Source organism: Neobacillus drentensis, assembly GCF_036962765.1.
GTDB classification, from domain to species: Bacteria; Bacillota; Bacilli; order Bacillales; family Cytobacillaceae; genus Neobacillus; species Neobacillus drentensis_C.
Map to the genome: position 1 here is coordinate 26,645 of NZ_JBALOS010000032.1, position 19,691 is coordinate 46,335.

At 41.7% G+C, this 19,691-nt stretch carries 14 protein-coding genes; all 14 read left to right on the forward strand.

Features of this window, described 5'->3' with window-relative positions; genetic code table 11:
- The first annotated feature begins 59 nt into the window (after positions 1–59).
- The 14 genes from V7137_RS05480 to V7137_RS05545 all read left to right on the forward strand — a co-directional run bounded on the left by V7137_RS05480 (position 60) and on the right by V7137_RS05545 (position 19,642).
- Entirely contained in the window at positions 60–2,633 is a 2,574-nt protein-coding gene (locus V7137_RS05480) for a beta-N-acetylhexosaminidase family protein (protein ID WP_335697124.1), read from the forward strand.
- Between the two features lie 237 nt (positions 2,634–2,870).
- Positions 2,871–3,800: an ABC transporter permease gene (locus tag V7137_RS05485; protein ID WP_335697125.1), complete on the forward strand. Its 930-nt coding sequence runs from the start codon at positions 2,871–2,873 to the stop codon at positions 3,798–3,800.
- Between the two features lie 158 nt (positions 3,801–3,958).
- Complete coding sequence (locus V7137_RS05490; RefSeq protein ID WP_051633567.1) at positions 3,959–4,837, forward strand: carbohydrate ABC transporter permease; 879 nt, start codon at positions 3,959–3,961, stop codon at positions 4,835–4,837.
- Between the two features lie 23 nt (positions 4,838–4,860).
- Positions 4,861–6,318, forward strand: a complete 1,458-nt coding sequence (locus tag V7137_RS05495; protein ID WP_335697126.1) for an ABC transporter substrate-binding protein — start codon at positions 4,861–4,863, stop codon at positions 6,316–6,318.
- 108 nt (positions 6,319–6,426) lie between these two features.
- Positions 6,427–8,229: a sensor histidine kinase gene (locus V7137_RS05500; protein ID WP_335697127.1), complete on the forward strand. Its 1,803-nt coding sequence runs from the start codon at positions 6,427–6,429 to the stop codon at positions 8,227–8,229.
- A complete protein-coding gene (locus V7137_RS05505; protein ID WP_335697128.1) occupies positions 8,222–9,730 on the forward strand; it encodes a response regulator transcription factor in 1,509 nt (502 codons plus the stop codon). The genes V7137_RS05500 and V7137_RS05505 overlap by 8 nt, the downstream gene beginning before the upstream one ends.
- Before the next feature lie 17 nt (positions 9,731–9,747).
- Positions 9,748–11,160, forward strand: coding sequence for a glycoside hydrolase family 1 protein (locus V7137_RS05510; protein WP_335697129.1), 1,413 nt, complete (start codon positions 9,748–9,750; stop codon positions 11,158–11,160).
- 2 nt (positions 11,161–11,162) lie between these two features.
- Positions 11,163–12,107 (forward strand): ROK family protein, encoded by a 945-nt coding sequence (locus V7137_RS05515; RefSeq protein WP_335697130.1) that lies wholly within the window; start codon positions 11,163–11,165, stop codon positions 12,105–12,107.
- 20 nt (positions 12,108–12,127) lie between these two features.
- A complete protein-coding gene (locus V7137_RS05520) occupies positions 12,128–12,997 on the forward strand; it encodes an ROK family protein (protein WP_335697131.1) in 870 nt (289 codons plus the stop codon).
- A 283-nt stretch (positions 12,998–13,280) separates the two neighbouring features.
- Positions 13,281–15,035, forward strand: a complete 1,755-nt coding sequence (locus V7137_RS05525; protein ID WP_335697132.1) for an ABC transporter ATP-binding protein — start codon at positions 13,281–13,283, stop codon at positions 15,033–15,035.
- Between the two features lie 7 nt (positions 15,036–15,042).
- Entirely contained in the window at positions 15,043–16,863 is a 1,821-nt protein-coding gene (locus tag V7137_RS05530; RefSeq protein ID WP_335697133.1) for an ABC transporter ATP-binding protein, read from the forward strand.
- 93 nt (positions 16,864–16,956) lie between these two features.
- A complete protein-coding gene (gene manA, locus V7137_RS05535) occupies positions 16,957–17,904 on the forward strand; it encodes a mannose-6-phosphate isomerase, class I (RefSeq protein WP_335697161.1) in 948 nt (315 codons plus the stop codon).
- A 102-nt stretch (positions 17,905–18,006) separates the two neighbouring features.
- Positions 18,007–18,552, forward strand: a complete 546-nt coding sequence (locus V7137_RS05540) for a hypothetical protein (RefSeq protein ID WP_420490095.1) — start codon at positions 18,007–18,009, stop codon at positions 18,550–18,552.
- Positions 18,553–18,961: 409 nt separating this feature from the next.
- A complete protein-coding gene (locus V7137_RS05545; RefSeq protein ID WP_335697135.1) occupies positions 18,962–19,642 on the forward strand; it encodes an RraA family protein in 681 nt (226 codons plus the stop codon).
- The last annotated feature ends 49 nt before the right edge of the window (positions 19,643–19,691 follow it).

A 19,691-nucleotide genomic window follows, 5' to 3' on the forward strand; every position in this document is an offset into this window, starting at 1 on the left:
ACGTGGGGGACGGCTCAAGAACCGTCCTTACTGGAAGCGATTTGAGGAGGATAAACAGAATGTCTTTTTTTAAACATGGAAAACAGGTGTTAGCGGTCTGTGTTACGTTCGGGCTGTGTACTCTGTCAGCGTTTCCAAATGGAACCGGACAGGCTTCGGCGGCAAGCAGAGGAGAACTTGCCCTGAATCCAATACCGCAGGAGCTAAAAATATCAGATAAAGGGTTTCCGCTGACACCAAATGTCGGAATTGTGGTAGACAAGAAAACGGATGAACAAGCTATCAACGAAGTTGTTGAGGCATTGGAGGCTGCGGACGTAAAACAGATTGTCCGTATTCATGCCGGGGAGAAGGTAACAACCCCTGTAACCATCTGGGTCGGCGGGCCTTCGGAAAATAAGGATTCAGACGCTGTCTTAGATCAGATGGGAGTAGTAGGACCTGAATCTTTAAAGGATGAGGGATATGTACTGGTATCCAAGCAAAAAGGAAAGAATCAGATTGTTCTTGCCGGGAAGGACAAGGCGGGAACGTATTATGCGGCCAAAACGTTCAAACACTTGATTCAAGAGCGGGAAGGAAGAGATTGGATTCCGGAGGCAGAAATTCATGACTGGCCGGAAATGCCGATTCGTGGCTCCATCGAAGGGTTCTATGGCCCGCCATGGACACATGAGGACAGAATCTCCCAGCTGGAATTCTACGGAGAAAATAAACTGAATACGTATATTTACGCTCCGAAGGATGATCCTTATCATCGCGAGAACTGGCGTGATCCTTACCCAGAGGCAGAATTAGCGGAAATTACCGAGCTGATTGAAAAGGCCAAAGAGAATCATGTGAAATTCACCTTCTCGCTGTCTCCTGGTCAATCCATCTGCTATTCCGGGGATCAAGATTTCGCCTTGCTAGAAAAGAAGATGGACACGATGTGGGACTTGGGTGTCCGCTCCTATGCGATTTTTCTAGATGATATTGATATGAACTTAAGCTGCCAGCAAGATCGGGAAAAATTTGCAGGAGATACAAATCCGGTTGCTTCTGCACATGCTTATCTGTTAAATCGGTTTACAGAAGAATTTATCAATACCCATGAGGGGGCCGAGCGGTTGATAACCGTTCCGACGGATTATTCCGGAAACGGGCCATCTCCTTACCGTGATCGATTTGCTGAATTACTTGACAAGGACACGGTTGTTATGTGGACAGGTCAAAAGGTTGTGTCAGAGCAGGTCGCTGCCGAAGAAGCGGATGAGGTTCACGGAGTATTTAAACACGATATGTTATTATGGGACAATTACCCAGTAAACGACTATGACCGGAATAGCTTGTTCCTTGGTCCCATTGTAGGACGTGATACTGATTTATCCAAGCATGGAGTTGCAGGGTTAACGGCAAATCCAATGAACGAAGCCGAAGCTTCCAAAATTCCTTTGTACACGATTGCGGATTATACTTGGAATCCGGCGGCCTATGACCCAATCGATTCATGGAAGCGCAGTATTCAATCCTTTGGTGGAGAGGCCGGAGAAACGCTAAAAACCGTAGCGGAGAATATGTATTCCTCACCGATTAATACCACAGAGTCCCTTACCTTAACGCCATTGATCGATGCGTTCTGGAAGGCCTATGTGGCAGGTGATGCCGATCAAGCCGCAGAACAGTTAATCACTGAATTTAAAAAGATTCAACATGCGCCAGCTAAACTTCAGCAGGAAATGGACAATAAAAAGTTCCTTCAGGAAATAGAACCTTATTTAGAAAAAGTAAATATCTATGGTAAGGCGGGGGAAACGGCTGTTCAATATGTGATGGCTCAGAAAAATGGCCATACCGACCAGGCTGCTGCATATAGGAAACAGCTGATTACCTTGTTCAATCAATCCGAGCAGATCCCTCAAAAGGTGGGGCAGGGTGTCATCAAACCATTCTTAGTGAAAAGTGCTTTAGTGGTACCGCCATTAGAACTTACACTGCAGCCGGTCATTGATCAGTTCTGGAAAGCGTATGATGGCGAGGGTGGCAGCCAAGAAGCCGAGCAGTTAATTACTGAATTTAAAGAACTGCAGCAAATTCCAGAAACTATTCGCAAAGACATTGATAATGAAGCATTTTTAACTGCCATTGATCCTTACCTTCAGAATCTTACCGTCTATGGTGAAGCTGGAGAAGTTGCTGTTCACTATTTAATGGCGGACAAAAACGGACAGACCGATGAAGCTAATTCGTATAAAGATACCTTAAAAACCTTAATGATGCAGGCGTATCAACAACCGCAGGAAATTGGAAAAAAGGTTATTAAGCCGTTCTTAATCGATAGCATGTGGAGAGACCTTGATGTGGTCGATTATCGAATGTTAGATGGGGTAAATAAATCCCGTGGAGCTGGCCAGCTGATTCAGTATACGCCTGTCTATGGAGAGACGACCCGAACAAACCCATGGGGATATGAAATCACTGTAGAAGATGGGAAAGTGGTTAAAAGAGGTGGGAATAATTCTGCCATTCCGAAAAACGGATATGTCCTAAGCATTCACGCAAATGACTGGCTGCGAGACAATACCACGATCGGAACATCCATTCAAATCGAAAACGGTGTCGTTTTGGTTATATCCCCAGAAAAGACAAACTAGTAGCAGAAGCTGTTTAGTGGCAAGGTTTCTCTGAAGATGAAGACTTTTCGAGTTTTATAGGACAAAAATGAACCGACTGGAGCTGCCCCAGTCGGTTATTGACTTTTTTTGCTTAAATGTTGTATGATTCTAAGATTTTTGCACTTAATCCCAAATTAGTCAACTATAATTAGGTCTCTTTTCCCTATAAAATAAAGGTATGGAAGTGCTTACATAACATTCGGAGGGAGGAGAAACATGAAAAGGATATTAAGCGATCTTTATAAAAATCGAGTTTGGCTGCTTATGGTGTTACCAGGAACAATTTGGCTGCTCCTATTTTCGTATTTGCCGATGTTTGGACAGGTATTGGCCTTTAAAAAATTCCGAATTGATCCCGATGGATTTTTTGCCAGCGTCATGAATAGTGAATGGGTTGGCTTTGACAACTTCAAATATTTATTCAGTACAAATGATGCCTGGATCATTACCAGAAATACCATCCTCTACAATCTTGTCTTTATCGTATTAGGGCTGGTAACGGCGGTTGCAACAGCTGTCTTGCTCAGTGAGTTAATCAATAAGAGGCTGTCGAAGGTTTACCAAACTTCTATCTTGTTCCCGCATTTTATTTCATGGGTTATCGGCAGTTATTTTGTCTTCACTTTCTTAAGTACGGAACACGGCTTGTTAAATCATATTCTTGGCTGGTTCCATGTCGACCCTATATCGTGGTATAGCGAATCGAAATATTGGCCATTTATTCTCGTATTCATGAGCATGTGGAAGGGCGTTGGTTACGGCAGTATCGTTTACTTAGCCTCCATCGTCGGGATTGATCGGACGTATTATGAGGCAGCGATGATTGATGGCGCTTCAAAATGGAAGCAGATTAAACATGTTACCCTGCCAATGCTTAAGCCATTAATGATTATCCTGACCATCATGAATATTGGGCGGATCTTCAACTCGGATTTCGGATTGTTTTATCAAGTGCCGAGAGATTCGGGAGCTCTATATGGGGTGACAAATGTAATTGATACCTTCGTATACCGAGGTCTTATGAATCTGGGGGATATCGGCATGAGTACGGCTGCAGGTCTATACCAGTCGGCTGTTGGATTTACCCTCGTGATCATTACCAACTACATTGTCCGTAAAGTGGATGAGGAAAGTGCCTTGTTTTAATGTTCATTTCTTTAGAAGGGAGGAAAAGTCGCCCGGCGGCTAATGATATGCCAAAACTAGAACAAACCCAATCAACGCTTCTTATTTCAAAACCAGTAGAGGAAATAAAAGAGGGGAAGCCTAAGGTCATCAGGAAGAAGTATCGGAACCCTCAACATATGCATCCGGCCGCAAATGCTATTATTAGTGTGCTGCTTGGGATTCTCGCGTTTACGTGTATCTTTCCTTTTATCTATGTCATTATCATTTCGTTTACAAGTGAGGAAAGTATTGTCAGGAACGGTTTTCAATTGATCCCGAAGGAATGGAGCTTGGATGCCTATCATTATCTCTGGGGTATGAAGGAGTCCTTTTTCCGCTCCTATGGTGTCACGATTTTTATTACAATTATCGGTACCATCATCAGTGTGTTCATGATTACCTTTTATGCCTACGCAATTTCAAGACCGCAATTTAAGTATCGAAGATTTTTCACGTTTCTAGCATTCTTTACGATGCTTTTCAGCGGCGGACTGGTGCCGACTTACATCGTTGTCACCCAGTTCCTGCATTTGAAAAATTCCGTTTGGGCACTGATCCTGCCCCTTGCGATGAATGCGTTTTACATTATCATCATGAGAACCTTCTTCTTAAAGTCCGTTTCTGAATCGATTTTGGAATCGGCAAGAATCGATGGGGCAAGTGAATGGAGAATCTTCTTCCAAATCATCTTCCCGCTTTCCTTACCGGGAATTGCCACAATTGCCTTGTTCAGTACACTGGGTTATTGGAATGACTGGTTTACAGCCTTGCTTTATATTGATAACCCTAATCTGGTGCCGCTTCAAGCTTTACTCATGAAAATTGAGGCAAATCTTGAATTTATGAGAAAAAATATGGATGTCGCTATCATGCAGACAAGTTTATTTGATACGATTCCGCAAGAATCAGCCAAAATGGCTATGGTTGTAATCGCCACCTTACCGATAGCAGTCTCGTACCCGTTCTTCCAAAAGTACTTTATTAGCGGACTGACGATTGGCGGCGTTAAAGAATAATCAACAGAAAGAGGAGAAGAGGAATGAAGAAAAAGAAGTTAGGCATTATGCTCGCATCCCTACTGGCAGCTGGAACCCTTCTATCTGCCTGCACCAGCAAAGACAGTGCCACATCCGAAAAAAGCGGTAAAAATGGCCAGCCTTATGAAATTAATTGGTACACCATTGGAACCCCGCAAAAAGATACTGAAAAAGTCTTTGCAGAAGTCAACAAGTACACAAAGAAAAAAATCAATGCCACAGTGAAAATGACGCAAATTGACTGGGGGGATTGGGATCAAAAATCACAGGTGATGATCAATTCAGGGGAACCGTTTGACATTATTTTTACCAATGGTACCTCTTACGTTCAAAATGCCCAAAAAGGTGCCTTTAAGGACATTGACGATATGTTAGGGAAAGAGGGCAAAGAGCTTAAAGAGGCTCTCAACCCGGCCCTGTTAGAAGGAATTAAGGTCAATGGAAAAATTTATGGCGTTCCTACTAATAAAGAGGCAGCAAGACAATCGGTTTATACCTTTAATAAACGCCTTGTAGACAAATACCACTTTGATCTTTCAAAAGTAAAAACCTTGGAAGACCTTGAACCGATGCTAAAAACGATTAAAGAGAATGAACCTGGCGTCACTCCAATGGCTACATTCAAAGCCTATCTGCCATACGATTATATCTTTAATAATGAAATGCCATTTGCCTTTGCTATGGAAGGCGATCGAGACCATGTGGTCAATCAATTCAAGTCTGATTTAACAATGAAAACATATAAAACAATGCATAAATATTATAAATCTGGATTTCTTAAAGAAGATGCAGCGACAAGTAAAGACAGCTGGCCGATGGATGTAGAAAACTGGTTTGTCCGTATGGGTGATTCTCAGCCATATGCTGATTTATTGTGGTCCCGCGCGTCTAAGTATGATGTTGTTTCTGTTCCGGCTGAAGATCCGATTACCATTAATGATTCTGTATCCGGTTCCATTCAGGCAATCTCAGCAACATCAAAAAATCCTGAGAAAGCAATGGAATTCCTGACACTGCTTAACACAGACCCATACCTTCGCAACCTTGTTGACAAAGGTATTGAAGGCGTTCATTACGAGAAAAATGAGGATGGAACGATTAAAGACCTTCCAGCACGTATAGATCGTTATAATGTTCCTTCTTATTCACTTGGAAACTTTTTTGTTTTGGATTTGTATGAAAATGATCCTAAAGATAAATGGGATAAATTCGAAGAGTTTAACAAATCTGCCAAAACAGCGCCAACCCTTGGTTTCCATTTTAACAACGACCCAGTTAGATCGGAGCTTGCATCGATTACAAATATTTCAAAAGAATTCTATCCGGCATTGGCAACAGGTTCTGTTGACCCAGATGAGTACTTGCCAAAATATAATAAGAAGTTAAAAGAAGCTGGAATTGACAAAGTATTAAAAGAAATTCAAAAGCAATTTGACGATTGGAAGAGCAAGCAAAAATAAGAACAAAAAAGTCAAGCTGGGTGGGAAATCTCAGCTTGCTTTTATTTGAAACCGTAGGTTCCAGTGGTAGACTAGAAAAAACAATAAGTATAATTTGAGGACATCAAAATGGGATTAAGAAGAAAAGGACGTTTTACTCAAAAAATATTTAATAAACTATTCTTGGCATCATCTATCACTATTATTTTAACCATCATTGTTTTAATCGTTACGATTACGAACTATTACTCCGAAGTGATTATTCAAAAAGAAGTGAACGTCAATACCAGAACGATGGAGCGGGTGGAGGATTATTTTTCCGCTAAAGATGCAGATATTAATCGATCCAAAAGGGATTTTTATGTTAAAGGGGAAGTCATTGATGATATGTCCTTTGCCCTTCAAAACGGGTATGCGAAATATTTGGAATACCGTCTTAATAAATTTTCGGAGGCCAAGTCCTTTGTACCGATTAATATTGATACGTATTTTAATGCCTATTTCGGTCAAGACAGCGATATTAATGCGATCAGTTTACGTTCGTTGGAAACCCCTTCGGTAGAATACCTGCTCATTTATCAATATTTACGATGGAATAAAAGCATCATCGATCATTCCATGAATTTGGACAGCCCACTTCTTTCAGAAGGGATTCCCAAGTTTAGAGGGGATGGTATTCCAAGAGGCCGGAAACTAAGAGATACCTTTACCAAAAAGATTGTTGTTAACAATCCAGTGACCTTGAAAAAAATAGGTGAGATTACTATTTTTTATTCTACTAATCGTCTAGACAAAATGGTCAAAAAGCGCGATGGAGTGCCTGCTTCCTTTTTTATCATGGATGCTGAAGGGAAAATCATCTATTCCGACAATAAGGGTGATGTTCCCTTAGTTATGATCAAACAGATAAAGCCTGAAACAAATGAGAAAAAAATAAAGTGGCAGAATGATCATTTTTATATCAGTACCATTGCAAACCAGGGGGATTATACGTATGTCAGTGTTATTCCCGATAGAGGGTGGCAAAAGCTGACGATCGTAAGGGGAACCATGTGGGGCGTCATTATATTCTTCATCATCATTTCCATTTTAATGTCCTATTCGTTTACTCGAAATTATTCAAGGCGTATTAATAAGATTGTTTCGATTATTCGGCAGGTTGAGAACGGAAATCTGGATGCCAGGATACCGGAATCTAAGCATGAAGATGAATTATCAAGGATTGCTGTCAATATCAATTCTATGTTAGATGAATTGAATAATTATATTGAACAATTTTACCTGTTAAATTTAAAGCAGCAGCAAGCGGAATTAAAAGCGCTTCAGGCTCAAATCGATCCTCATTTTTTATTTAATACGTTAGAGGCGATACGGATGGTGGCTGTCGTAGAGGGTTCAAAAACTTCTAGTAAAATGATTTTCCATTTATCAAAGCTATTCCGCTACTCGTTAGAATCAAAAGATACGGTGCCTTTATATACAGAAATTGAATATGTCAATCAGTATTTAAAATTAATGCAATTTAAATTCCCAAACAAACTACAGGTTGATATTCATATACCTAGTGACGTGGAGCAAACACCTGTGCAAAAGCTCATTTTGCAGCCGATCATCGAAAATTATTTTGTTCATGGTTTTAGAAAGAATTGCTCTGAAAATGAGCTGCACATACGTGCCACTCAGCTTGGGGAAACATTGGAAATCACAGTGGAGGATAATGGTAAGGGGATAACGGAGGAGGATCTTGCGATGATTGTCCAGCATCTTAATTGTGAAGACGGAGATGAAATGGATTCAATTGGATTAAGAAATATCCATCAACGTTTAAAACTGAAATTTGGAAACGCATTCGGCATTTCTGTGAAAAGTATCAAAGATAAGGGAACGATTGTGACACTTTCTATTCCAGTAAGAGGGACCAGCCATGTATAAGGTGCTTCTGGTTGATGACGAGCCGTTAATTACGATAGGCCTTCAAGCCCTCCTAGATTGGGAGGACTATGGCTTTGAAATTGTGTCGCGTGCCGAGAGTGGGGAAGAGGCTCTTGCCTATCTTAAAGAACATCCAGTCGATCTCCTAATTACCGATATATTAATGGGAGAAATGTCCGGGTTGGATTTAATTGAAGAAGCGAAAAAAATCCAGCCGAAGGTGAAATGTATAATTTTAACTGGTTATCAAGAGTTTGAGTATATTAAGCAAGGTCTGTTATTAGGGATTGAAAACTATTTAGTCAAACCTGTGGATGAGGAAGAATTATTATCGACCATTCAAAATGTAGGCCGGAAAATGAATGCATTGTCGGGAGGTAATCAGGCACAGGAACCGTCTACCCTAATGGACAATACCTTATGGCGGTATTTAAATGGCGAGATTGAGAAGAACGACTGTCTGGAAAGATTGTCATTATATGATATCCAGTTTACTCAGCCGTATTATGCTGTTTCTATTTTAAGCTTTGAAAATTATTACAGAGTTGAGATTTTAAAGGAAATCAGAACCTTTATTGAGGAACATTGCTCAGCCGTTTGTTTATTCAGTCCAAATCAAGACCTGGTCATTATTTTAGGGAGCGAAAAGGAAGAGGAACTGTATCGATATAACCAAGGCCTGGTCGAGCAGCTAAAGGATGAAAAAAGAGGGGCCGGTTTATTCTATATAGCGATGGGAAAGCCGGTAAAAACGGTAGACGAATTAGAAGAAAGTTTTATGAGAGCAAGGGAATATAGCTTATTGCAGCTATATTCATGCCCAAATGTACTTCTTTCCGAACATTTGACGATTGATAAGCATGAAGAATTAAAAAAACAGCAAGAATTTAAAGAAACGATTGTCAAGCAGCTATTGAAAGCAGATGGAGAAGTTTTTCAACGGATTGATTCTTTTTTTCAGGATCTCACCAAGAATTCCAGTTTTATCTCCCCGCCAGCTGCCAGAAAATATATCTTTGATTTACTTTCTTATATCCATTATTCGTTGCAGCCGAACGATCTCTCCTATCATACAGCTGCCATCGAAAAAATCGTGTATAGCTCTGATATTGACGAGATGAAAGCCATTTTGAAGGAATATTGCCAGGAATTAATTTTTTCAATCCATAAGCAAGTCAATAATCGCAGTCCGATTGTCCAAAATGTCCTTGATTATATCCATGCCCACTATGATGAAGGGATTTCGTTAAAAACATTGGGCCAGCAGTTTCATGTCAATGCCATCTATTTGGGGCAATTATTTCAAAAAGAAGTAGGGGCGGTTTTTTCAGAATACCTAAACCGATACCGATTGGAAAAGGCAAAGGAGCTCCTCAAAACCACCCATTACCGTGCAGGTGAAATTGGCAAAAAGGTCGGGTATTCGGATACGGCTTATTTCTATAAACAGTTCAAAAAAAGTGTGGGAACGACACCAAGTGAATGGAGAAAAATTAAATAAAAGAATGGTGATAATCAATGGTTAATAGTTTGCAAGAATATAACCTTACCTATCGTTTTCCAAAAAACTTTTGGTGGGGAAGTGCCGCATCAGGCCCGCAAACGGAAGGCGCAGCGCTGTTGGATGGAAGAAAGCAAAGTATCTGGGATTATTGGTACAGCATGGAACCTGCTTGTTTTCATCATGGGGTTGGTCCGGAACATACATCGGATTTCTATCATCGGTTTAAAGAAGATATACAGCTGATGAAAGAAACGGGCCATAACTCCTTTCGGACCTCGATTCAATGGTCACGTTTGATACCGGATGGAACTGGTGAAGTAAACGGGAAAGCCGTTGCCTTTTACAACCAGGTCATCGATGAATTGATTGCTCATGACATCGAACCATTTGTGAATTTATACCATTTCGATATGCCGATGTGCATGCAGGAAAAAGGCGGTTGGGAAAGCCGGGAGGTCATCGATGCCTATGTGAATTATGCGGAGACCTGTTTTCGCTTATTTGGCGACCGTGTGAAATATTGGTTTACCTTTAACGAACCGATCGTCCCGGTTGAGGCCGGGTATTTATATAATTGGCATTATCCAAATATAGTGGATTTCAAACGGGGGGCAACGGTTGCCCACTATACCATTGTGGCCCATGCGAAGGCAGTAGAAGCCTTTAGAAAAATTAATGTGGACGGGAAAATTGGCATTATCCTTAATCTCACCCCATCTTATCCACGGAGCCAGGATGCCGAAGATGTAAAGGCTGCCCATATTTCGGATTTATTCTTTAACCGCAGCTTCCTTGATCCGGTCACAAAAGGGGAGTATCCCCGTGATTTGATTGATATTTTAAATGAAAGAGACCTGCTTCCAGCCGTGGAGGCTGGTGATTTAGAAGTGATTAGAAATAATCCGATTGATCTATTAGGCGTGAACTACTACCAGCCGCGCCGTGTGAAAGCGAAAGTGAAGCCTGAGCCGGAGAATGCTCCGTTTATGCCGGAACATCTTTTTGATCCTTATATCATGCCAGGCAGGAAAATCAATCCGCACCGTGGTTGGGAAATCTGCGAGGAAGTTATCTATGATATTATGATTGACCTCCGTGACAACTATGGTAATCTGCCATTCTTTATTTCGGAAAATGGAATGGGTGTTGAAGGGGAAGAAAAGTTCCGTCATGTGGAAGGGTTTATTGAGGATGATTATCGGATTGAATTTATTCAGGAACACTTGAAATGGGTGCATAAAGCGCTTGAAGAGGGAGCGAATTGCTTGGGATATCACCTATGGACCTTCATGGATAACTGGTCATGGACGAACGCTTATAAGAACCGATATGGATTAGTGGAAGTAGATTTAAAGAACCATTTAACACGAACGGTTAAAAAATCAGGGAAATGGTATAAACAGTTGTCTGAAAACAATGGGTTTTAACCATGAAATCGGCAGTGGATGAAAATGAGGTGAGTCGGATGAAAGCGTACATGGTATTCGATATTGGCGGCACCTATATAAAATATGCTGTTATGGATCAAGAAGGAAAGAAATTTGAAAGTGGGAAGTTTCCAACTCCTTGTGAAGGATTAGAAAGTTTCTTGCAGAAACTTAGCCAAGTAACAAAAGAATATTCGAATTCATTTGAATTGCAAGGCATTGCTTTAAGTTCACCCGGTGCTGTAAATGTTAAATCGGGATTTATTGGCGGTGCCAGTGCGATTCCGTATATACATGGAGTTTGTATGACTGACCTCATAAGGGAGCGAACGGGTTTCCCGGTATCGATCGAAAATGATGCCAATTGCGCCGCTTTGGCGGAAGGATGGTTAGGTGCAGCAAAAGGCACGGAATACTATATTTGTATTGTCATAGGTACAGGAATTGGCGGCAGTATCGTTATTAACCAATCGATCTTACGCGGCGCATCTCTCCACGGCGGGGAGTTCGGTTACATGATTATGGGAGCACAGTCTAAAAACCCGCTTGATCAAACCTGGAGCAAGACTGCTTCAACCCATGCTTTAGTGGAGGAGGTTGCCAGGAGAAAGTCACTGGCAAAAGGAACGTTGAACGGTGAAGAAGTATTTCTTCTTGCCGATAAAGGTGACACGATTGCCAAGGAGAGTATTGTAGAATTTTATAAACGGCTCGCCATCGGAATTTATAATTTAACATATGCCTTGGACCCGCAAAAAATCTTCATTGGCGGTGGCATTAGCAAGCGGCAGGAAGTGATTGACGGGATCAATCGTGAATTGAATAGGTTAAGGGACGACATTTCAACGTTGCGAATAGAAGTGCAAGCCTGTCAATTTGATAATGATGCAAACCTAATCGGGGCATTGTTTCATTTCCTGAAGGGCGCAGGCCGGTTTAATGAATAATAGATTAGGAGGAGCTGCGAATGCTTGGTGGAATTGAAGCTGGCGGGACAAAATTTGTTTGTGCCGTTGGAGACGAAAAGGGAACGATCGTGGACCGAATTCATATCCCTACCACTACCCCGGATGAAACGATTCCGAAGGTCATTGAATTTTTTAAAAAATACCCGATCGAAGCGATTGGAATTGGGTCGTTTGGCCCGATTAATGTTAACCGGGAAAGTCCCACATACGGGCACATCACGTCTACCCCAAAACCAGGATGGAAGGATTATCCGTTTGTGCAAGGGTTTGAGGATGAATTTGGGGTTCCCATCGGATTTAATACGGATGTGAATGCCGCCGCGTTAGGCGAGGCGACTTTTGGTGCAGCCAAAGGGATGGATAGCTGCTTGTATATAACGGTTGGAACAGGAATTGGAGCAGGAGCGCTCGTCCAGGGACAAATGCTTCAAGGGCATTCTCATCCGGAAATGGGGCATATTTTGGTTAGGCGTCATCCGGAGGATCCATATCAGGGGCGGTGCCCGTACCACGGTGATTGTCTGGAAGGATTGGCGGCCGGCCCTGCCATTGAAGGGCGCTGGGGGCAAAAAGGAATTGAGTTAGTGGACAGAAATGAAGTATGGGAATTAGAAGGATACTATATCGCCCAGGCACTGATGCAATATATTTTGATTCTTTCGCCGAAAAAGATTATCCTGGGCGGCGGCGTCATGAACCAGAAACAGGTATTCCCATCTATCTACCAGCATTTGAAGGAGTTTCTCCGTGATTATGTTTCATTGCCGGAGCTGTCAGAATATATTGTAAGCCCTGGTTTAGGCAATGATGCCGGGATTACAGGGGCGCTTTTGCTGGGACATCAGGCATTGACTGAGAGCAATAAATAATACTAATAGAAGAAACGTGCCACGTCGAAGGTGGTACGTTTTTTCTTTGTGGGCAAAAGACTTTATTTTAACCAATGAATCTATGGTTTTGCCAATAGGATGGAGGGAATCGTACTGCTAAAATAATGGAAGGGCTTACATAGGTGCCGGTTTATGGCACTAAAGGAGGTGGAGTTTATCAAAAATTTAGACAACCTAATTTAACGATTTTCGAAATATTTCTAACTTAAATCTATATAAATGTAAGGTATGTAAATTTTCAGGGTACATAAGGAGGAAAAAAATGTTCGTTTTTAAAAAGTTAAAGTCGTTTTATCTTCCTTTTAAAAAGGATTTTATCTGGTCGTTGCTCTTTATGCTGCTTGTCGCTGCGATTACCGTCATCTATCCGGTCATTTTGCAGGTAACCATTGATGATGTCGTGCTTGGGCGGAAATATGACTGGGTGCCGTGGATTGCCTTGGGATTTATCGTGATCATGGGGGTAAAAGCCTTCTCAACTTTCATTCAGCATTATTTGGCAGATATGTTCGGTATTAAATCCGTGTACTTGCTCCGAAATGCTCTATATGAAAAGCTGCAGCGGCTATCCTTCAGCTATTACGATAACGCAAAGACAGGGGATCTAATGTCCCGTTTGACCGCGGATGTGGAAGGTTTCCGTTTTTTTGTATCCTTCGGCTTTAGCGAGGTCCTTCGCTTTGTCATTGTAGTGGGGACCAGTCTTTGTGTGATGTTCTATTATTCCGTTTCCCTGACTTTGGTCACGATGATGTCGCTGCCTTTTTTAAGTGTGGTGGTTTATAAGTTCGATAGAGCCGTCCATCCGGCGTTCCGCGGGATTCGCGAATCGTTCGGCCGCTTAAATACCATGGTGCAGGAAAATATTAACGGGATCCATACGGTTAAAGCCCTGTCAAAAGAAAAGGAGGAAACGAAGCGCTTTAACTCCTCCAATCAGGAGTACAGGACCAAGCAGCTGGCTACGTCGGTGGTATGGTCGAAGTATTTTCCGCTGATGGAGTTGATCGGCAATATTTCCGTTGTCGCCTTGCTGGCCTATGGCGGATTTCAAGTGATCAGTGGAGCCTTAAAACCCGGGGAGCTTGTCGCCTTCTACAGTCTTGTTTGGTATATTATTTGGCCGATTATGAACCTGGGATTTACCATCAATATGTTCTCACAGGCAAAAGCTTCCGGCGAAAGGCTTCTTGAAGTATTGGAAGCAGATGAAACGATTATGGATGGCGATGACATCAGAAATACCGGCAGAATGGCAGGAAAAGTGAACTTCGATCAGGTCACGTTCCACTATCAATCGGAAGAGGCGGCCGCACTTAAGGAAATCACTTTTTCCGCGCCTCCAGGAACAACCATTGGGCTTATTGGCGCAACAGGTTCTGGAAAAACCAGCATGATTCAGCTTCTATCCCGTTTTTATGAACCGACGGCAGGAAAGATTGTGATTGATGATCGACCTATTCAGGAATACGGGTTGAAAATGCTGCGTTCGCAAATTGGCGTTGTCTTACAGGAAACCTTTCTGTTTTCATCCACTATTAAGGCAAATATTGCTTACGGAAGACCAGATGCGGCGTTGGAGGAAATTATCGATGCGGCCAAACGGGCACAGGCTCATGATTTTATTATGGAGCTGCCTGATGGATATGACACGAAGCTGGGTGAACGGGGAATGGGGCTCTCCGGGGGGCAAAAACAGCGGATTGCGATTGCACGCGCCATTTGCATGAATCCGGCGATTCTCATTTTAGATGATTCCACTAGTGCGGTCGATATGGAAACTGAATTTCATATTCAAAAGGCCCTCCGAGAAGTCATGAAGGGGAGAACGACGTTTATTATTGCCCATCGTATTTCATCGCTTAAGCATGCCGATGAAATTTTGGTGCTGGATCAGGGAAGAATCATCGAACGCGGCACACATGAACAGCTGCTCGCCCATGGTGGAGCGTACCGGCGTATCTACAATATCCAATATCAGGATCAGGCAGCGATTATGCAAAAGGCGGGAGGATAAGTGAAACATGGAGGAACAACGAAAGAAACAACTCATCCTCGAGAGGTTTCATTACTCTCAGGATGAAGTGATTGATAAATCGTTTAACTGGCAACAGATGTGGCGCTTGCTGCAATACTTAAAGCCCTATACAAAAAATTTACTGCCTCTTTCGTTTATGACAGTGATCATTTCAACAGCCATCCGTTTAATCATTCCGATTTTAATTGGCGTCTATACCCTTGACAAGGCGATTGTTGAAAAAGATACAACCTTATTGCTCCAGCTGATTTTCATCATTTCAGGGTTGTATGTTTTATCCTATTTTGTCAATTTGCTAAGAATCCGCTGGATGAATAAGCTTGGGCAAAATGTCATTTATGATTTGCGGCAGCATTTGTTTACACATGTACAGTCCCTATCACACAGGTTCTTCGACCAGCGTTCGGGCGGGTCGATTCTTGTGAGGATTATGAATGATATTAATTCCCTGCAGGAGCTGTTTACAAGTGGTGTTATTAATCTATTAACCGATTTTCTCCTATTGCTGTCGGTTATTATTATCTTATTTTCTTTGAATGCAAAATTAACGATTGCGATTATGGTGATTTTGCCGATCATGTTTTTCATCTCCACCAGCCTGCGAAAAAATATCCGGCTGCAGTGGCAATCGGTTCGGCTCGTCCAGTCGAAGCTCAATTCCCATTTAAATGAAAGCATTCAAGGCATCCGCGTCACGCAGGCCTTTACCCAAGAAAAAGAAAACATTCAATTTTTTAAGGGAGTCAACCAGGAAAACTTTGAAACTTGGAAACAAGCAGTCCATAAAAATGCCATGTTTGGACCGTTTGTCGAGATCACCAATGCTTTGGGGACGGCCATTCTCATCTGGTACGGGGCTTTTCTTGTTTCGGGAGGTGAAAGTACAATCGGGGAATTTGTCTCCTTTGCCTTTTATTTAGGGATGTTCTGGGAGCCGATTTCGCGTCTTGGCCAGCTGTATAATCAGCTGTTGATTGGAATGGCTTCTTCGGAGCGGATTTTTGAGTTTTTAGATGAAAGACCGCTTGTGTCGGAGGCCTCCAAACCTATGATTCTCTCTTCTATTAAAGGGCAGATTGATTTTGAGGATGTGGAATTTTCCTATGATGGATCAAGAAAGGCGTTAAACGGTATTTCTTTTTCAATAAAAGCGGGAGAGACGGTTGCGCTTGTCGGCCATACGGGCTCCGGGAAGACGACCATTGCTAACTTGGTCAGCCGCTTCTATGATTCAACCTCAGGTGTTGTCAAAATCGATGGCCATCCCATTCATGAATTGTCGATTGCGGGTCTCCGCTCGCAAATAGGCGTGGTCCTGCAGGACACGTTTATCTTTTCAGGAACGATTATGGAAAATATTCGTTTTGGAAATCCGGGTGCCAGTGACGAGGAAGTGATCGCTGCCGCGAAGGTAGTAGGAGCCGATTCGTTTATTAACCAGCTTACGAATGGCTATCAAACGGAGGTGGAAGAGCGGGGCAATATCTTGTCGGTGGGTGAGCGCCAGCTCCTTTCTTTCGCCAGGGCCCTTCTCGCTGAGCCAAAAATTCTCATTTTGGATGAAGCCACCGCAAGTATTGACACGGAATCAGAGGTCAAGATTCAAAAGGCATTAAGAACGTTATTAAAAGGAAGAACAGCCATTATGATTGCCCACAGGTTATCAACAATCCGGGAAGCCGACAACATCTTGGTTCTTGATCACGGTAATATCCTGGAGCAGGGAAATCATGAAAATCTCATGGCTAAACAAGGAATCTATTATGAATTAGTGAAAGCCCAATACAAAATGCTTGACCATCGGTGACCATGAGTGGGCCATGGGGACGGTTCTTGTGGCTTTTTCGGGGCCGGGAGAACCGTCCCCGATGTGTCAAATTTACATCATTAGGAGGAGGCTATTTTGCAGCCATTAATATTAAAACCTGTTTTTAAAGAGAGAATTTGGGGCGGAACGGCATTACAAAAGGAATTTGGATATGAAATTTCATCAGAACTAACAGGAGAATGCTGGGCTATTTCTGCTCATCCAAACGGCCCTTCGGTCATTGAAAACGGTCCATATGCCGGCATGACCTTGGACAATCTCTGGAGTGAGCATCCTGAGTTATTTGGAAGTCAAAAGAAAGAGGTATTTCCGCTGCTTACCAAGATTTTGGATGCCAATATGGATTTATCCGTACAGGTTCATCCCGATGATGCCTATGCAAAAGTGAATGAAAACGGTGAGCTTGGAAAGACAGAATGTTGGTATATTATCGACTGCAAAGAAGAGGCGGATATAATTTTTGGACATAACGCCCAATCAAAGGAAGAACTAATCCAGCATATTAATGAGGGGGAATGGAACGACCTGCTGCGCCGTGTTAAAATCAAGCCGGGTGACTTTTTCAATGTCCCAAGTGGTACAATCCATGCTTTGTGTGAAGGAACGCTCGTATTGGAAACGCAACAGAGTTCTGACACTACCTATCGGGTTTATGATTTTGATCGCAGGGATGCGGAAGGGAACCTGCGTGATTTGCATATAGAAAAGGCGATTGAGGTAACGACAGTGCCTCATCAAAATGCAATGAATTCGCCGCGAGTAGAGGAATTCGAAAATGCCATGGTTACGACTTTTGTGGAGTCGGAATTTTTCTCTGTTTATAAATGGGATATCCATGGGAAGGTATCCTTTTCATTTGATGAGCAATACTTGCTTTTCAGTGTGATTAAGGGACAGGGATCACTCATCCATAATGGTGAAAAATATGAATTAGGGAAGGGAACCCATTTTATTATTCCTGTTGGGTTTGGAGAGTTTGAGTTGGATGGAGAATGCGAGATCATTGTTTCGCATACTTAATTTATAAAACCAAGGGGGCGGTTCTTGTAGCTAGAACCGTCCCTGCGGCATTTCTAAGCATTTTCTTCCTATATTTCTAATTTTTTGTAATAAACAAATGAAATAACCAAGAAGTTTGTGGAAGAGTTAATTTATGAAGAAATTGTCCCTGTAATAGATATGCCAGAACAAGAATTGAAGCTTTTTGCAGAAGCTGTGCTGGAAAGGTTTATGAATCCATTTGTCAATCACTATTTGAGCAGCATCGCCTTAAACTCGATGTCAAAGTTCAAAACAAGGGATTTACCATCGTTGCTGGAATATCTGGACAAAAAGAAGGAACTTCCAAAAAAATTAACTTTCTCCCTTAGCGCCTTAATCAGTTACTACAAAGGAAAAAGAGGGGAAGAAGAAATCCAACTGCAGGATGATCAAGATATTTTAGATCTATATAAATCCTTATGGCAAAACTATGACGGAACAGACAGCGGTATAAAACAAATTGTTACATCTGTACTTGCATATGAAAAAGTTTGGGGTATGGACCTAAATAATGTGCCATTGTTAACAGAGGCTGTGACGAATTATCTCATTAAAATTGAAAATGATGGGATGAAAGAAGCTATTAAAGAGGTTACTAAAATGAATGCCACAATGGAAGTTGGTTGATCCTTCTAAGGAGAATGTTATTGAGTGAGAAGGGAGACCATGGGGGACGGTTCTGGTGGCATTTTATTTCGTAACTAGGCACTTATGACATATTTTAAGAGATTTATTACATAATTAAAGAAACGTATGAAGTATTTCACGAAACTTACGACATTTGCTGGATAATTATTGGTAATAATCTAGAGCTAGAAATCCTTATGACATAAATGGGGATTAAAAAAAGAAAGATAAAGAAATCACTAGAAGGGTGCGCCAACATTGGTGCACCCTTTTAGGCTTTTTTGAAAATGTATTTAAGAATAGAAAGTAAAAAATATAATTTTCTAAATAGTATTTACAATTTATCTTTTCCACCTATATAATGTATTTGTATTTGTATACAATAGAAGAGAGGGGTAGAAATAACTTAATGAAGATTATTTCTGAAATTCAAAGACCAGATCCACAAGTGATTAAAGAGTTGGAAGCGATTTCGCCAAGTGATTATGGACACAGTCTCAATTTTCAATTAATCAGTACAAGAAAAATCAAACCCTTATTTCCAATTGACAACACCTTTGCAGGACCTGCAGTCACCGTAAGGATTCCTCCCAATGATGGTTTATTAGTCAATAAGGCATTGGATTTTGTGAAACCTGGTGATGTCGTTGTTATCGATATGAACGAAGAAGAACGTTTTGCTTGTTGGGGCGAAATCACCACGAAACTTGCGATGGAAAAGGGTGCTATTGCTTGTATCATTAACGGACCGGTTACAGATACCAGGATGATTATTGATCTTCAATTTAAGGTTTTTTCTTACGCTGTTTCCCCTTTAACAACCAAGGTTTACAGTCTTGATGGCGATGTAAATGTTCCAGTATCCATTTCCGGTTGTGTTATTAATCCGGGTGATATTATTGTCGGAAGCAACGATGGCTTGTTAGTGGTCCCAAAAGAGGATGCATTAACCTATCTCGAAATTGGTAAAAAGGAACAGGAAGCCGATGAAAAACGCCGCCAAGATTTAGAACAGTTAGGTGCAGAGAATTATCTACGTCGTTTTGACCCCTTATGGGATAAGCTGGCAGAAAAGAGCAAGAACGACTAATGAATTGAATGACTATTAAAATGATTACCTATTTTTTTGCTGCTTTTCT

What these genes read in the sequence shown, in the direction of transcription:
- V7137_RS05480 (WP_335697124.1), top strand. Translation starts at nt 60, where the DNA reads ATGTCTTTTTTTAAACATGGAAAACAGGTGTTAGCGGTCTGTGTTACG.
- V7137_RS05485 (WP_335697125.1), top strand. Translation starts at nt 2,871, where the DNA reads ATGAAAAGGATATTAAGCGATCTTTATAAAAATCGAGTTTGGCTGCTT.
- V7137_RS05490 (WP_051633567.1), top strand. Translation starts at nt 3,959, where the DNA reads ATGCATCCGGCCGCAAATGCTATTATTAGTGTGCTGCTTGGGATTCTC.
- V7137_RS05495 (WP_335697126.1), top strand. Translation starts at nt 4,861, where the DNA reads ATGAAGAAAAAGAAGTTAGGCATTATGCTCGCATCCCTACTGGCAGCT.
- V7137_RS05500 (WP_335697127.1), top strand. Translation starts at nt 6,427, where the DNA reads ATGGGATTAAGAAGAAAAGGACGTTTTACTCAAAAAATATTTAATAAA.
- V7137_RS05505 (WP_335697128.1), top strand. Translation starts at nt 8,222, where the DNA reads ATGTATAAGGTGCTTCTGGTTGATGACGAGCCGTTAATTACGATAGGC.
- V7137_RS05510 (WP_335697129.1), top strand. Translation starts at nt 9,748, where the DNA reads ATGGTTAATAGTTTGCAAGAATATAACCTTACCTATCGTTTTCCAAAA.
- V7137_RS05515 (WP_335697130.1), top strand. Translation starts at nt 11,163, where the DNA reads ATGAAATCGGCAGTGGATGAAAATGAGGTGAGTCGGATGAAAGCGTAC.
- V7137_RS05520 (WP_335697131.1), top strand. Translation starts at nt 12,128, where the DNA reads ATGCTTGGTGGAATTGAAGCTGGCGGGACAAAATTTGTTTGTGCCGTT.
- V7137_RS05525 (WP_335697132.1), top strand. Translation starts at nt 13,281, where the DNA reads ATGTTCGTTTTTAAAAAGTTAAAGTCGTTTTATCTTCCTTTTAAAAAG.
- V7137_RS05530 (WP_335697133.1), top strand. Translation starts at nt 15,043, where the DNA reads ATGGAGGAACAACGAAAGAAACAACTCATCCTCGAGAGGTTTCATTAC.
- V7137_RS05545 (WP_335697135.1), top strand. Translation starts at nt 18,962, where the DNA reads ATGAAGATTATTTCTGAAATTCAAAGACCAGATCCACAAGTGATTAAA.